Source organism: Streptosporangium sp. OZ121 (assembly GCF_051918885.1).
Taxonomy (GTDB): Bacteria; Actinomycetota; Actinomycetes; order Streptosporangiales; family Streptosporangiaceae; genus Streptosporangium.
Window position 1 is genome coordinate 416,784 of sequence record NZ_JBPXMC010000002.1, and the last position, 14,055, is coordinate 430,838.

Below are 14,055 nucleotides of genomic sequence, written 5' to 3' on the forward strand. Positions count from 1 at the left end.
CTGCCGAGACCGAGGTCCGCCGAGGCGCGGAGCGTGAGCCCGTTCCCCGACGCGGCGACGGAACGGACCTCCTCGCGATCACGCCTGAGCGCTGAGGGCCCGCGCGACCGTGAGGCTGTCCTCGTAGATGTGGAAGCGGGTGACGAGCCCGTCCTCGACGGTGAGGTGCAGCGCGAACGGTGAGGTGTACGCGGCCCCGCCGTCCCGCACCGTCTGCGCGATCTCCCCGAGCACGACGGCGTCCGCGCCGTCGACCAGGATGCGCGTCACCGACGTGCCGTTCAGTTCGGGCACGTGATGGGCCTCCAGCGACCGGAAGTGGTCCGCCACCTCGGCCCGGCCGGACCGGGGGCGAATCCACGGCACCGCCGGATGCCCCTCGGCGGGCCAGGCGAGCCGCCAGTCGACCGGCTCGGCGAACAACTCCGCCGTACGGTCGTGATCGCCCTCGGCCATCCGGCGCAGCAGTTCTTCTACGATTTCACGGGTTTCACCACTCATGCCGCAAGTATCCAGACTCGGGGCGCCGCCCGTCGATTACCACCGAAGTATGGTGATACCCACATAAACCGGGACAAGGTGAATCGCCTCATTGTGAGCCGGTACGGTCAGCGGGCGGGGAAGTCGAACTCGCCGTCCTTGACGCCGCCGACGAACGCCTCCCACTCGGCCCGGGTGTAGACGATCACCTCGGCGTCGGGACGACGGCTGTGCCGCACGGCAATGCGCCCACTGCCATCGGCCGGCGGACCGGCCTCGACACACTGACCGTTGCTGTCGGCACTCCTGGTACCGATGTGCCAGGCCACACCCGCCAGCTCCTCAGGGCTGATCATCACGTGCTCCTCCCTCTCGCTCGCTCGACGCGGCCGACCGCTCTTGAACGACGGTCGCGGACTCATCCGGTGTGCGAGCGGCGCTTCGCGGGGGATCGTACGCTCGCGGGAAGCCCGCGACACCGGCCCCTCGCATCACACTTTTGTGAGCATCGGCGTCAGCGATGGAGGCCGGGAGACTGTTCCAGGGCGTAGTCGGCCGAGAGCTCGCGACCGGGGCCGAGAAAGTCCACGGCGTACTCGGTCACCTCGCCGTGCTGATCCCAGTAGAGGTTCGTCATGGTGAGTGCCGGCAGACCGCTTTCCATGCCGAGCACCGAGGCGACGTCCTCGGGAACCGGCCTGATGGCGACGATGTCGCGCCGCCGGACGGCCCGTCGGCCCGCCCTGTCCTCGACCAGCCCGAACGCCATCCTCGGGAGCGGTTCCGCGATCAGCAGCTCGGGTATCACCTGGCCCAGCTCACCCGGAAGCCACGATGTGGACAGCGCCACGAGCCCTCTGTCGTCATAGTAGGCGCGACGGCGCTGGACAACGGCGACTCCCTCTTCGATCTCCAGCGCGTCCGCGACCACCTCGGGTGCCGGGACGAGACCGGCGCTCAAGATCTCGGCCCGTTCCCCCCGGCGGTAGCCGCTCCCGCTCGCCCGCAGCATTTGAAGACGATCGGAACCTGCTGTGATCTTCTTCGGCAGGGTGGCCAGGGTTCCGATCCCCGGAACCGACTCCGCGTAGCCTTCCGCCCTCAGCACGGCCGCGACCCGGGTGGCGGTCGCGGTGGAAACCCCTTCGTCCCGCATGATCTCCCGCACCGACGGAATGCGGTCACCCGGCCGGATCTCCCCGCTGTCGATCCTGGCCTTGATCTGTGCGGCGATCCGCCTGTACGGCGCCATCGCCTGCGGGCTGTCAGCCATCATGGGACCTCTGTTCTAGTGCACTCTGAATCAGTCGTTGACTTCACTGGTGCTCTAGAACACTATAGAGCTGCCGTGGACCAAAGAACAGACAGGCTGATTCGTGCTTGCACGAGGAGGTCCCGCGTGGCCTCCCCTCAAGGCCGAAGGCTTGAGAGCTCGGCCGATGGCGCGCCATACGCAGGACTGTCTCTCCGGGTAGTCGGCCGAGACGAATTCAGATCGGGCGGCCTTCACAGGCGCCAGGCAGGAAGAGAGCACCCGCCGTGGAACATTCCCTTGAGTTCGGCCAACCATCCGCCTGCCATGATTCGGGCGTCGGCGGACACCTCGCACGCGACACGGAGCCGGAGCACGCCCGTGAAGAGACACGCACCCTGACAGATGAGCCACCACGCCTGTTCGCCCTGATCCAGGAGTGCGGAGGGGACGACGAAGGAGTCGTCACGGAGGTGGTGGCCTACGGGCTGACGTTGCCGGGCGGGACGGCGGCGACCTTCGGGGCGAACGGCCACGGATTCGGCCGGTGGACGAGCGCGCACAGCGCCGCGCGGCGGCTTCGCTCCGACCTTGTCTGGCTCGGGGACGGCCACACGCGGAATCCCCCGCCTTAGCGCCCATGTGGCGCGATCACCCTCTCCCCGCGCCCGAGCTCCGGGAGACCCCGAAAGCCGGGAACGTGTCGGGTTCCGGACGACGGCCGCGCGACGCGGACGCGACACGGACCCGTTCCCGCAGAGCGCCGGGGGTGCCCACCGTGATGATGAGCACATGGACGTCAACGAGGTGCTCCTGCCCGGTGTCGGGCTGCGGTACGAGTTCACCAATCACGAGGGGGACCTGATCGGCGTCGTCGCACGCCGTACGGGTGACTTCGAGGTGGTCGTCTACGGCGACGACGACCAGGACGAGGCCAGGCCGGTGTTCCGGCTGAACGAGGAGGAGGCCGAGACCCTGGCCCAGATCCTGGGAGCGCCGCGCATCGCCGAGCGGTTCGCCGACCTGAGCAGGGAGGTGCCCGGGTTGAACTCGAGCAGGGTCGAGCTCCCGGCCTGTTCCGCCTACGCCGACCGGCCGCTGGGGCACACCAGGGCTCGAACCCGCACCGGCGTGTCGGTGGTGGCGATCGTCCGCGGGGAGGAGGTGATCGCCTCGCCGAGCCCGCAGGAGGTGCTGCGGGCCGGTGACGTCCTGGTGGTGATCGGGACCGACAGGGGTATCGCCGACGTGACCCGCATCCTGCGGGCCTGAGCGGGTGCACGTCTCCGTCGTCCTGCTGCTGGAGCTGGGCCTCATCCTGGTCGCGCTCAGTGTCCTCGGCGCGATGGCGCGCCGCCTGACCCTGTCACCGGTCCCGCTCTACCTGCTGACGGGGCTGGCGCTGGGCGAGGAAAGCGTCCTGCCCGTACCCGCGGCGGGAGGGTTCCTGCGAACGGGGGCCTCCATCGGGATCGTGCTGCTGCTCCTGGTGCTCGGCCTGGAGTTCTCCATCGGAGAGTTCACCGTCAGCCTGCGCCGCCACGTGCCCTCCGCCGCGGTCGACCTGGTGCTGAACGCCGCGCCCGGCGCGGTGGCCGGATGGCTGCTCGGCCTGGACGGCGTGAGCGTCCTGGCGCTGGCCGGTGCGACGTACATCTCCTCTTCGGGGATCATCGCCCGGCTCCTGGGCGACCTGCGCCGGCTGGGCAACCGGGAGACCCCGGCCGTGCTGTCGGTGCTGGTCCTGGAGGACTTCGCGATGGCCGCCTACCTGCCGGTGCTGGCGGTGCTGGTCTCCGGCGGCACCTGGTGGCAGGCCGTACTCGGCGTGCTGGTCGCGCTCGGCGCGGTGCTGGCCGCCTTCGCCACCTCCTACCGGTGGGGCCACCACGTCAGCCGGCTGGTGACGCATCCGGACGCCGAGCAGCTCATGCTCAGGCTGCTCGGCATCACCCTGGTGGTGGCGGCGCTGGCGGAGTACATCCACGCCTCGGCCGCGGTGGGCGCCTTCCTGGTCGGGCTCACCGTCACCGGTGAGACGGCCGAACGCGCCGGTGCCGTCCTCGCCCCGCTGCGCGACCTGTTCGCCGCGGTGTTCTTCGTGGCCATCGGCCTGTCCGTGGACATCGGCGAGCTGCCGCCGGTGCTGCCCGCCGCCCTGGCGCTGGCCGTGGTCACCGGCATGACCAAAGTCGTCACCGGCCGCTATGCCGCCTCCCGGGACGAGGTCGGAAGGCGCGGCCGGGCCCGCGCGGGGGCCGCACTGATCGCCCGGGGCGAGTTCTCCATCGTCATCATCGGCCTGGCCGCGACCCAGCACCCCGTCCTGGCACCCCTGGTGACGGCCTACGTCTTCATCCTGGCGGTCGCGGGACCGCTCATCACCCGCTTCACCGGTACCCGCCCCGCACGGGTGCGGTGACGCGGCGGCCGGTATCGATCGCACCGGCTCCTATGGGCGGGGACGTGACTCGTGGGGAAGGGCGGTGGACGTGGTGCGTGGCGGCGGTTGCCGCCGGAGCCGGCAGCCGCATCCGGGGTGCGGTACCGGGTAGGGGGATGGAGCGGGCGACGAGAGGGGGGCCGATGAAGGCGACGGTCGCGGCCGTACTGATGATCGGTGTGCTCTCCGGTTGCGTGGTCACCACCCAGGTGCCCGGCACGCCCCCGTCCGCGGAGGAATCCGGTGGGGGCCACAACCGGAAGGAGGGCGCGAAGGACGGCTACAGCTTCCTGCACACGCGGGACGACGGCGAGCCCGTGCGGTGGAGTACCTGCGAGCCCATCAGCTATGTCGTGCGGACGAAAGGGCGGCCGGAAGGGGGCGATCGGTTGCTACGGGAGAGCCTCGGGCGCATCTCCGAAGCGACAGGACTCAAGTTCTCCTACCGGGGGAGCACCGACGAGACGCCCGGTGACGGCAGGAAGGCCTACCAGCCGGACCGGTACGGCGACCGGTGGGCACCGGTGCTGATCGCTTACTCCGGCCCGGAGGAGTCCGCGCGCCTGCGCGGGCAGGCGGTCGGGTACGGCGGTCCCGTCTACGTCCGCGCCGGGAGGGGCGTCCCCCGGTATGTGAGCGGGACGGTGGTCTTCGACGCCGGCCAGATGACGTCGATGGGCGGGGACGACGCCATACGTGCCGTGATGCTGCACGAGCTGGCGCATCTGGTCGGTCTGGGGCATGTGGACGACCCCCGTCAGCTGATGAATCCGGTCCAGTACGGCCGGCGGGTGACCACGCTTCAGGAAGGAGACCTCGCCGGGCTCAAGGCCGTCGGCGACGGGCAGTGCTACAAGCGGGTGAAACCACGCGATATCGGGCGTTAAGCTGCCGGGCGGAAGCCGCGCCCGTCGCCGAAGCTCCCGGTATCGAGGCCGGCATCCTCCATCACGAGCCGGGCGACGGCCAGGGCGAGTACGTGGCCCGCCACTGTGAGGGCGGCAGGACGGGCACCTGCACCCGTACGGTCCCGGCGTCCTGGAACCGGAACGACACCGGAAGGTAGGTGCCGCTACGCAGGTCGCCGGTCGACCCGGTCAGCAACGCCTGCGGGTTCACGTCCCCGCCGACCGGCTGACGCACCGGAAGGTCCAGGCCGCCTCCGCGGACGCGAAAACCTTCGAATGTGGGCGACGCGCTGACGGAGACGAGCCGGTCCGGCTCGGTTCGCTGGTTCACCAGCGTCACGTATAGGGGGACGCCCGACCCGGGCGGCAGCGGCTCGCCCGCGGGACCACCGATGATGAAGGCGTTCCTCACGTACACGTCGTTGACGATCTCGTTGGCCCCCGTGTTCGGCGCGAACTCCTCCGTGGAGAATCCGGCATCGCCCTCCTTGCCACAGGCGCATGCGGCCAGCAGTATTACGGCCGCGCACAATGTACTTGTCCTGCTCCGCATGTTCTTCACCAACGATCTTCTACTTACGCTGCGTGCGGGCGAACAGCCGTGCCCGGGAGGTGCGGAGTGGCTTTCGCGTCCTCCGGAGGGGTGCCGGGCCGTCACCTCGACCGGGTCGGCAGATCGCGGTCCTCCGCTCGCGCGGGCCCGGACGCGGCCGATCGGCGCCTGGACGGCCTCGGCGGCCAGGTCGATGTCGGCGGAGCCGGGTGTCGATCATTCCGCGCACCGGCATGGCGCGCTCCTTCCGGTGGTGGAGGTCGTGTGAAGGGCCGGTACCCGTCGGCCGGTCGGATCACCGCATGCGGGACGGATCGGTTTCGTCAAGAGGGGACATGCCGGCACGTCATGGACGGGTGGCCGGGTCGGCCGGGGGCTCGTCGCCCGGACGTTCGCCGTCCTGCGGGCCGGAGGGGTGGCGGCTGAGGAAGTAGGCGCCCATCGCGGCGGCGACGGAGGCGAAGACGACCACGGAGTAGACGGCCAGGAACACCTCGACGACGGCGGCCAGGGCCGTGGTCCTGACGGTGAGCGGTTCACCGGTGACGGTGCCCATGACGGCGTCGTGCAGCGCCAGGGCGTAGTCGTCGTATTCGGCGAACTCGTGCAGCACCTGGCTGGAGGCCAGGGCCACGATGGCGCTGAGCGCGGCCAGCCAGGTCATTCGGCCCGACAGCAGGCGCCCGGCCGAATGGCCGCCGCGCACGGCCGAGCCGAGCACGCCGCCGGCCCGGGCGAGCCGGAACAACCGCAGCAGCCGCAGGAACCGCAGGAACGGCACGAGCAGGAAGATCAACTGCCACCAGGTGCGGCGCAGGAACCGCAGCCGCGCCGGGGCCACGTACAACCTCAGCGCGTATTCGGCGGCGAACGCGGCCCACAGCAGCCAGCCCGCCGCGAAGAGGACATCGGCCAGCACGGGGTGGCGGGCGAGATTCTGCCCGAGCACGACCAGCAGGAACAGCAGGCCCAGGACGCTCATGAGACCGTCGAGGCGGTCGATCAGCCGCTCGGCCCAGGTCTGGCGGTCGTCGGCCGTTTCCTCGTCGCGGGGGTTCATGCCGGCGCCGGGCCCGCTCCGGCGTGAGGTGGTGGCGCGGCCGGGGCAGAGGTCATCGGGACGGCCGGTGCCCGGAACCGGCGGAATCCCCCGGGCCGGCGAATCCGGCCAGGCCGGCCAGGGCGCTGCCCGCGCCGAGCTTCCGGCGGGAAATGACGCTGAAGCTGCCGTCGGTCTCCAGGACGACGGCGGCGACGTCCTCCAGCGCGCCGGAGCCGCCGGCACGGACCGCCTGGCGCACCTCGGAGGCGGTGACGCGCTGGCGGCGCATCGGTTGCTCCAGCAGCCGCCCGTCGCGCAGCACCACGGTCGGCTCGGACTTGATCAGCCGCCGCACCCGGGCCGAGCGGATCGCCAGCCAGGCGACGGCGAACTGCAGTGCCACCAGCAGGGCCAGCGCGAGCCCGCCCTCGGCGAGCGCGACATCGGACGAGAGCACCACGGTGGCCAGCGTGGAACCCAGCGCGACGGTGACCACCAGGTCGAAGGCGTTCATCTTCGCCAGGGTGCGCTTGCCCGACAGCCGCAGCACCGTCACCAGCACGGCGTACGCCGCCACGGCGGCGACGACGGTCCGGACGATCCCGCTCCAGGAGTCGAATACCACGCCCGCCTCCTCCCTCGCCGGCCGTGTGGTCCTCCCCGGATTTACCCAGCGCGGACGGCTTCTACCTCGGTGACGGCCCGGCCCGTGCCCGCCCTGTTCGACCTCGGCGGCGCGGCTCGGTCACGGGGCGGGGACGCCGGTGCGTGTCCGATGGTCGTCCGAGGCCTGACGGCTCGAACGGCCGGGCCCTCAGCCGTCCTCCTCCACCCGAACCGTGCCCGCGGCCCCGTCGATCGTGATGAGCTGCCCTGTCCTGATCTCGTGCGTGGCGTTGCGGACGCAGATGACGGCCGGGATGCCGTACTCCCTGGCGACGGTGGGGCCGTGCGCCATCGGCGACCCGGTCTCGGTCACCAGCCCCGCCGTCGTCAGGAACAACGGGGTCCAGCCGGGATCCGTCGTGGGGGCCACGAGGATCTCGCCCGGCTCGATGTGCGCACCGGCCGGATTGCGGATCACCCGTGCCCTGCCGGTCGCCCGGCCCGCGGCCCCCGCCATCCCGACCAGCACTCCGGCTTCCGCGGGCCCGGGCGGGACGAGCGTCTCCACGTCGGTCCCGTCGGACAGCAGGGCTCCCGGGACGGTGTGCCGCCGCAGTTCCCGCTCGTACTCGGCGCGGCGTGCCGCGACCAGGTCCCGGTGGTCGGCACGGTCGTGTACGGCGGAGCGGGCCTCGGACAGATCGAGGAACATGATGTCGTCGGCGCGCTCCAACAGACCGCGACGGGCCAGGTCGCCTCCGATCAGCAGGAGCTGACGGCGGGCCGTCTGGATCACCGGCAGCCAGGCGAACTTCGCGATCTCCCGGAGCCCGGTGAGCTTGCGCGACCGGCGCATGAAAAAGGTCGCGGGCCGGGCGCGTACCGGTCTGCCGCGCCGCGCCCGCCGCGACAGCGTCTCGATCATCTTCTCCGCCCGCCGCGCGGCCTGTGCGAACCGCCGGTCGGGCGCCTGCTCGGGGTCGCCCACCCGGAGGTAGTTGGCGATCGTGGCGAACAGGGGGGCCGGGTCCTCCTCCCAGCGGGGCATGCCGACGTCGATCTCGGCGGCGGCGCGCATGCCGTACCTGTCGAGGAAGCCGGCCATCCCGATGTCGGGGAGTTCCCCCGCGCGGTACCTCGCGGCGAGTTCCTCCGGCGGGGTGTCGAGGAACAGGTCGCGGTGCCCGCGCGCGTTCACCGCGACCTGCCAGAGCGCGAGGTCCATCTCCGTGGTCACGTTGTGCGGCATCCCGCCCAGGACGATGTCCAGCTCGTCGGCGGTGGCGACACCTTCGAGCAGTGCGGACGGCGCGACCCCGGCGAGGATCCCGGCCGTCAGCGGCCACACGAGCCCCATCATGTCGGGGCTCATGACCGCCCGGTGGGAGTCCTCGACCACCCAGCGGAGCCGTTCGACCGACGTGGCCGGTTCGCTCGGCGGCACGGTCCGGCGCCTGATCTCCTGCACGGCGCGGTAGGCCCTGGCCCTGGCGGCGTCCGGCCTGGCCAGGCTACGGGCGAGGCCGAAGACCGCACCGGGTGCCAGCCGCAGCGTGATCTTCACGGCGCTGCCGAGACGGAACGGCAGGCCGCCGCGCGGGGCGAACCGCGGATCGTCCAGCATGCGCTCGACGGCACCCTGCACCCGCGGCCCGTACACCCGCAGAGACGTCCCCAGCTGCTTCCGCATGGACCTGTTGCGGATGAAATCGGTCAGGTCGAAGTAGAGCCGCCCGCCGATGGGGACCAGCCGGGGCAGCGGATCACGCGGATCGACCGTGGCGCCCACGGCCTTGAACCACATGGCCGAGCCCGTCTTGAGCAGCGACACCCCCATCGGGGTGGTCGGCCGGAGCATTCCCTGGATGTGGCCGAACTCGAGGTAGAGCCGCATGTCGCCAGTGTCCGGCGCGGCGGGGAACAGGGTGGTGATCGGCCGGGACTGCAGCAGCCACAGCGTGCCGGCGGAATCGATCGCCCATTCGATGTCCTGCGGCGAGCCGAAGAGCTCCTGCAGCCGCCGCCCGGCCTCCCGCAGTTCTTCGAGCTGCCGCCCGCCGAGGCACCCGCCGCCGGGTACGTCCGGCGGCGGGTGGCCGAGGACGTAGTGGTCGGGGACGACGGTGCCGTCGACGATGGCGGTCCCCAGTCCGGGGGCGGCGTCGACGACCGTCTCGGTGCGGCAGCCGGTGATCGGGTTGGCGGTGAACAGGACACCGGCGACCACGGGATCGATCATGCGCTGGACCACCACGGCCATGGCGGCGTCGTCGATGCCCGCCGCGGCGCGGTAGGCCACGGCGCGTTCGGTGTACAGGGAGTCCCAGCACCTGCGGACCGCGTCGATGAGCGGGCCGGCGCCCTCGACGTTGAGGTAGGTGTCCTGCTGACCGGCGAAGCTGGCGTACGGCAGGTCCTCGGCGGTGGCGCTGGAGCGGACCGCCACGCGCCCGCCGCCGAGCCGTTCGTAGGCGTCGATCAGCTCGTCCTCCGGGAGATCACGGGACGTGTAGGCCTCGGTGGTCAGGCAGAAACCGTCCGGAACGCGCTCACCCGCCTTGATCATCCCACCTAGCCCGGCGGCCTTGCCGCCCACCAGGCCGGTCGTGGAGGGATCGATCTCCGATAGGTGGATCAGTTTCATCCTGCATCCCCCTCTCGATCCCCCTCGCGGCCTTCGCGTAGGTCTCCATGGAATGGAGTATGAGCGCCCACCCTTCCTCTGTGAACCGGTTCCAGAGCGCCATCCGCGCGTCGACGCGGATCCCGCGGACGCGGCCGGTCGTCCACCCCCTTGCCGGCCGGTGCGGTGATGCCGGTCGGCGGCATGGCCGGACCCGAGCCGGGCCGGGTTTCTCCTTTCCGTGCCGACACACCCCGCAAGCGCGGAGAAGCCGCCGGGAACGCGAAAGGCGCCCCGGCCCTCACGGGCCGGGGCGCCTCGGAAGACGATCTAGCGCTGGGCCTCGATCATCCAGTGGTGCTTCTCGAGGTCCTGCGTGATCTCGATGAGGAGGTCCTGGGTGACCAGGTCGGGCTGTTCGGCGGCCTCGATGCGCTCACGCATCCGGCGGATGATGGAGCCGAGGATGTCCGTCATGGCGGCCACGACCTTGCCGTCGTTGATGTAGCCCGACTCCAGCTGCGGCACCTCGCTGGTGTTCGCGAGCGTGGAGGCCCGGCCGTCGGGGTTGCACCCGAGGGCCACCGCGCGTTCGGCGACGGTGTCCGCGTGCTTCCTGGCCGACGAGACGATCTTGTCGAGCTGCAGGTGCAGCGACCGGAAGTTGTGTCCGATCACGTTCCAGTGGGCCTGCTTGGTCAAGAGCGAAAGGTCGAGCAGGTCGACGAGAGCCCCCTGGAGCACGACGGCAATGGTCTTCTTGGCTTCTGGCGTGAGTGGGCTGGTGATCGCGGACATGAAGCGTCCTCCCCCTGTTTCGAGCTTAGTTTCCCCTTTGCTACGAAATGTCCGTACCCATCTATCCGTCTCCCTATTCCGGCCATCATGTTGACACTGTCATGATTACAGTGTCACTATCGAGGCATGGAATGGACCATCGGTGAACTGGCCGAGCGGGCGTCCGCGGCGCTGGCCCCCACCGCCCAGCTCAACGGGCGGGTCAGGGACATGCCCAACGAGCGCCTCATCCGCTGGTATTCGACGATCGGCCTCCTCGACCCCCCGCTGGCCCGCCGGGGCCGCGTGGCCATGTACGGCAGGCGCCACCTGCTCCAGATCGTCGCCGTCAAGCGGCGCCAGTCCGACGGCCGGACCATCGCCGAGATCCAGGCCGAGCTGGCCGGGGCCACCGACCAGACCCTGGAGTCGATCGCCCGGCTCCCCGAGCCCGCCTCGGAAAGCGCACCGGAGCACCGGCCGGAGCACGCACCCGGGCACCCGCCCCCGCCTCCGGCGGGGACCGGTTCTCCCCGGGCGGCACGCCCGCGTTTCTGGGCCGGGCCGTCCGCCGCCCCGGCAGCCGCCGCCTCGGCGGTCACCGGCCCCGCTCCGCCGAAGCCGCCTCCGGCCCCGGCCCCGTCCGGCGAAGTCCCGCCCGCTCCGGCCCCTCCTGCTTCCTCCGGCCAGGTCCCGCCCGATCCGGCCCCGTCCGGTGAAGCCTCGTCCGGCAAGACCTTCCCCGCCACGGTCCCGCAGGCCCAGAACCCACCCGGCAGGACTCCCCCGGCACCGCCCGCCCCGGAAGCCGTGATCGTCCACGGCGTACGGCTCGCGAACGGCGTGACGCTGCTGCTCGACGCGGGCGGACACGCCCCCTCACCCGACGACCTCGCCGAGATCGCCGTCGCCTCGGAGGGGCTCCTGTCGCTCCTCCGCGAACGCGGCCTCACACCTCCGGAAGGAATTCACACATGATTACCTCGATCACAACGCTGCCGCCGGAGGAGTGCCTGCCCGTCCCCGACGCCGGGATGGGGGCGCTCGCCACCGAACGCGGCAACCTGCCGCTGGAGAGCGTGGACGTGACCGCCGCCGTGTCCGGCCTGAGCGCCGGGGTCGAGGTGGTCCAGGGCTTCCGAAACCCGCACGACGTGGCACTCGAGGCGACGTACGTCTTCCCGCTGCCCGACCGTGCCGCCGTGACGGCCTTCAGGATGGAGGCCGACGGCCGGGTCGTCGAGGGCGTGCTCAAGGAGCGCGGCCAGGCCAGGGCCGACTACGACCAGGCGGTCTCCCAGGGGAAGCGGGCCGCGATCGCCGAGGAGGACCGGCCGGACGTCTTCACCATGAGGGTCGGCAACATCGTGCCGGGCGAGCGGGTCACCGTGCGCCTCACGCTGAACCAGCCGCTCCCGTACGAGGACGGCGCGGCCACCTTCCGCTTCCCGCTGGTCGTCGCCCCCCGCTACGTCCCGGGCACCCCGCTGGACGGCGAGCGCGCGGGCGACGGCTGGGCCCCGGACACCGAAGCGGTCCCCGACGCCTCCCGGATCACCCCGCCGGTGCTGCTGCCCGGTTTCCCCAACCCGGTCCGGCTGTCGCTCGCCGTCTCCGTCGACCCCGCCGGTCTGGAGCTGCGCGAAATCCGTTCCAGCCTGCACGTGGTCCAGGAGGAGGGCACCGTGATCCGCCTCCAGCCGGGTGAGCGGCTGGACCGCGACTTCATCCTGCGCCTGGCCGCGGACGCCTCCACCTCCCTCGCGCTGGCCCCCGACAGGGACGGCGAGAGCGACGAGGGCACGTTCACGCTGACCGTCGTCCCCGAACCGGCGCCTGCCGGGACCGGGGCCAAGGACGTGGTGCTGGTGCTCGACCGCTCGGGCAGCATGACCGGCTGGAAGATGGTGGCCGCCCGGCGCGCCGCCGCGCGCATCGTCGACACGCTCACCTCGGGCGACCGGTTCGCGGTGCTCTCCTTCGACACCGTCGTGGAGTACCCGGAGGGGCTCGGCGAGGGACTGTCCGAGGCGTCCGACCGCAACCGCTACCGGGCCGTGGAGCACCTGGCCAGGCTGGAGGCGCGCGGCGGCACCGAGATGCTGTCACCGCTGGAGCGGGCCGCCGCGCTGCTCGCCGACTCCGCCAGGGAGCGGGTGCTGGTGCTCGTCACCGACGGGCAGGTCGGCAACGAGGACCAGATCCTGGAGCGGACCGGCGCCGGGCTCGCCGGGGTGCGGGTGCACACGGTCGGCATCGACAGGGCGGTCAACGCCGGTTTCCTGGGCAGGCTGGCCGGGCTGGGCGGGGGCAGGTGCGAGCTGGTCGAGTCCGAGGACCGGCTGGACGAGGCGATGGAGCACATCCACCGCCGGATCGGCGCCCCCCTGGTCACCGACCTGTCCCTCAAGGCCGACGGGCTCGACCTGGTCACCGAGACGGTCAGCCACCTCGGCTCGATCTACTCGGGCGTCCCGCTCACCGTGCTCGGCCGCTACCGCGGCACGGCCGCCGGAGCGCTGGCCGTACGGGGCCTGGGCCCCGACGGCTCGCCGTGGGAGCGGAGGGTCACCGCGTCGACGGTGGACAATCCGGCCGTGCGGGCGATCTGGGCGCGGGCACGGCTGCGGGCCCTGGAGGACCGCTACGCGGCCGGTGACCGGTCGCTGGAGGCCGAGATCGTCGAGACCTCGCTCAGGTACGGGGTGCTCTGCCGGTTCACCGCCTTCGTCGCGGTCGACACGCGGGTGGTCGCCGAGGGCGGTCCTGCGCATCGGGTGATCCAGCCGGTGGAGCTGCCCAGCGGCTGGGAGGGCCCGGTCGCCGCCGCGCCGATGATGATGACCTCGATGGCCTTCGAGAGCGCGGCCCCGAGCCCTCCGCCGTCCCCCGGGGCGCCTCCGGGGATGGCCCGTCCCGGCTCCATGCCGAAGTTCGCGGCGAGCCCGGCCGTCGGCGGCCTGCCGCAGGACGCGGCGGCCGGAGGCTTCGACGACCGCGCCCGGATGCTGCGTCCCGCGCCGGCCGGGGCTCCCCCGAGGCAGGGCACGTCGCAGGAGCCGCCGAGGGAGCAGCTCGCCGAGGAGCTGAGGCGGCTGCGCGCCGCGGCGTCCCTGCCCGCCGCCGAGCGGCTGCGCCTGCTGGAGGACCTGGGCAGCCGCCTCGCGGCCCTGGCCGTCTACCTCGGCGGCCACGCGGAGCTGGCGGCCCTGGCCGAGGAGCTGCGGGCCGGCGGGGACGTGGACACCCTGTGGCGGCGGGCCGAGGAGGTCCTGGAGTCCCTGGCGGGCCCCGCCAAACGGCGCCCGTTCTGGAAGCGGTGACCTCCTCGCCACCATCCCGGGAAGCCCTGGCGACCTGAGGGCCCGGAG

The 14,055-nt window shown here is 71.9% G+C and carries 13 protein-coding genes; 5 read left to right on the top strand and 8 right to left on the bottom strand.

Annotation, left to right across the window (positions count from 1 at the left end):
* Positions 1–78: 78 nt before the first annotated feature.
* The 3 genes from ACTOQ1_RS06705 to ACTOQ1_RS06715 form a co-directional block, all read right to left on the bottom strand.
* A complete protein-coding gene (locus ACTOQ1_RS06705) occupies positions 79–501 on the bottom strand; it encodes a nuclear transport factor 2 family protein (protein ID WP_440065204.1) in 423 nt (140 codons plus the stop codon).
* 107 nt (positions 502–608) lie between these two features.
* A complete protein-coding gene (locus tag ACTOQ1_RS06710) occupies positions 609–836 on the bottom strand; it encodes a DUF397 domain-containing protein (RefSeq protein ID WP_440065205.1) in 228 nt (75 codons plus the stop codon).
* Positions 837–994: 158 nt separating this feature from the next.
* A complete protein-coding gene (locus tag ACTOQ1_RS06715) occupies positions 995–1,753 on the bottom strand; it encodes a GntR family transcriptional regulator (RefSeq protein WP_440065207.1) in 759 nt (252 codons plus the stop codon).
* Positions 1,754–2,524: 771 nt separating this feature from the next.
* Between ACTOQ1_RS06715 and ACTOQ1_RS06720 the strand changes: the two genes are divergently transcribed.
* From ACTOQ1_RS06720 to ACTOQ1_RS06730, 3 genes are all read left to right on the top strand, one after another.
* Entirely contained in the window at positions 2,525–3,004 is a 480-nt protein-coding gene (locus ACTOQ1_RS06720; protein WP_440065208.1) for a cation:proton antiporter regulatory subunit, read from the top strand.
* A 4-nt stretch (positions 3,005–3,008) separates the two neighbouring features.
* On the top strand, positions 3,009–4,154 hold the full coding sequence (locus ACTOQ1_RS06725; RefSeq protein ID WP_440065209.1) for a cation:proton antiporter: 1,146 nt from the start codon (positions 3,009–3,011) through the stop codon (positions 4,152–4,154).
* 164 nt (positions 4,155–4,318) lie between these two features.
* Complete coding sequence (locus ACTOQ1_RS06730) at positions 4,319–5,062, top strand: matrixin family metalloprotease (protein WP_440065210.1); 744 nt, start codon at positions 4,319–4,321, stop codon at positions 5,060–5,062.
* 61 nt (positions 5,063–5,123) lie between these two features.
* Here the strand turns inward: ACTOQ1_RS06730 and ACTOQ1_RS06735 are convergent, their stop codons facing one another.
* From ACTOQ1_RS06735 to ACTOQ1_RS06755, 5 genes are all read right to left on the bottom strand, one after another.
* Positions 5,124–5,645, bottom strand: a complete 522-nt coding sequence (locus ACTOQ1_RS06735; RefSeq protein WP_440065211.1) for a hypothetical protein — start codon at positions 5,643–5,645, stop codon at positions 5,124–5,126.
* A 337-nt stretch (positions 5,646–5,982) separates the two neighbouring features.
* Positions 5,983–6,696, bottom strand: a complete 714-nt coding sequence (locus ACTOQ1_RS06740) for a hypothetical protein (protein ID WP_440065213.1) — start codon at positions 6,694–6,696, stop codon at positions 5,983–5,985.
* A gap of 52 nt (positions 6,697–6,748) precedes the next feature.
* Positions 6,749–7,303, bottom strand: coding sequence for a DUF421 domain-containing protein (locus ACTOQ1_RS06745; protein WP_440065215.1), 555 nt, complete (start codon positions 7,301–7,303; stop codon positions 6,749–6,751).
* Positions 7,304–7,492: 189 nt separating this feature from the next.
* The gene (locus ACTOQ1_RS06750) at positions 7,493–9,928 is read right to left on the bottom strand and encodes a PEP/pyruvate-binding domain-containing protein (protein WP_440065216.1); all 2,436 of its coding nucleotides are present in this window, start codon (positions 9,926–9,928) and stop codon (positions 7,493–7,495) included.
* Between the two features lie 309 nt (positions 9,929–10,237).
* On the bottom strand, positions 10,238–10,705 hold the full coding sequence (locus ACTOQ1_RS06755; RefSeq protein ID WP_440065218.1) for a Dps family protein: 468 nt from the start codon (positions 10,703–10,705) through the stop codon (positions 10,238–10,240).
* A 126-nt stretch (positions 10,706–10,831) separates the two neighbouring features.
* Between ACTOQ1_RS06755 and ACTOQ1_RS06760 the strand changes: the two genes are divergently transcribed.
* Together ACTOQ1_RS06760 and ACTOQ1_RS06765 are read left to right on the top strand one after the other, a co-directional pair.
* Positions 10,832–11,662 (top strand): MerR family transcriptional regulator, encoded by an 831-nt coding sequence (locus ACTOQ1_RS06760; protein ID WP_440065219.1) that lies wholly within the window; start codon positions 10,832–10,834, stop codon positions 11,660–11,662.
* Entirely contained in the window at positions 11,659–14,007 is a 2,349-nt protein-coding gene (locus tag ACTOQ1_RS06765) for a VIT domain-containing protein (protein ID WP_440065221.1), read from the top strand. Before ACTOQ1_RS06760 ends, ACTOQ1_RS06765 begins: the two co-directional genes overlap by 4 nt.
* Positions 14,008–14,055: the final 48 nt, after the last annotated feature.

Excerpts from the sequence above, each read along its gene's own strand:
- ACTOQ1_RS06715 (WP_440065207.1), bottom strand. The coding sequence starts at position 1,753 with ATGGCTGACAGCCCGCAGGCGATGGCGCCGTACAGGCGGATCGCCGCA.
- ACTOQ1_RS06750 (WP_440065216.1), bottom strand. The coding sequence starts at position 9,928 with ATGAAACTGATCCACCTATCGGAGATCGATCCCTCCACGACCGGCCTG.
- ACTOQ1_RS06765 (WP_440065221.1), top strand. The coding sequence starts at position 11,659 with ATGATTACCTCGATCACAACGCTGCCGCCGGAGGAGTGCCTGCCCGTC.
- ACTOQ1_RS06705 (WP_440065204.1), bottom strand. The coding sequence starts at position 501 with ATGAGTGGTGAAACCCGTGAAATCGTAGAAGAACTGCTGCGCCGGATG.
- ACTOQ1_RS06710 (WP_440065205.1), bottom strand. The coding sequence starts at position 836 with ATGATCAGCCCTGAGGAGCTGGCGGGTGTGGCCTGGCACATCGGTACC.
- ACTOQ1_RS06755 (WP_440065218.1), bottom strand. The coding sequence starts at position 10,705 with ATGTCCGCGATCACCAGCCCACTCACGCCAGAAGCCAAGAAGACCATT.
- ACTOQ1_RS06730 (WP_440065210.1), top strand. The coding sequence starts at position 4,319 with ATGAAGGCGACGGTCGCGGCCGTACTGATGATCGGTGTGCTCTCCGGT.
- ACTOQ1_RS06720 (WP_440065208.1), top strand. The coding sequence starts at position 2,525 with ATGGACGTCAACGAGGTGCTCCTGCCCGGTGTCGGGCTGCGGTACGAG.
- ACTOQ1_RS06740 (WP_440065213.1), bottom strand. The coding sequence starts at position 6,696 with ATGAACCCCCGCGACGAGGAAACGGCCGACGACCGCCAGACCTGGGCC.
- ACTOQ1_RS06760 (WP_440065219.1), top strand. The coding sequence starts at position 10,832 with ATGGAATGGACCATCGGTGAACTGGCCGAGCGGGCGTCCGCGGCGCTG.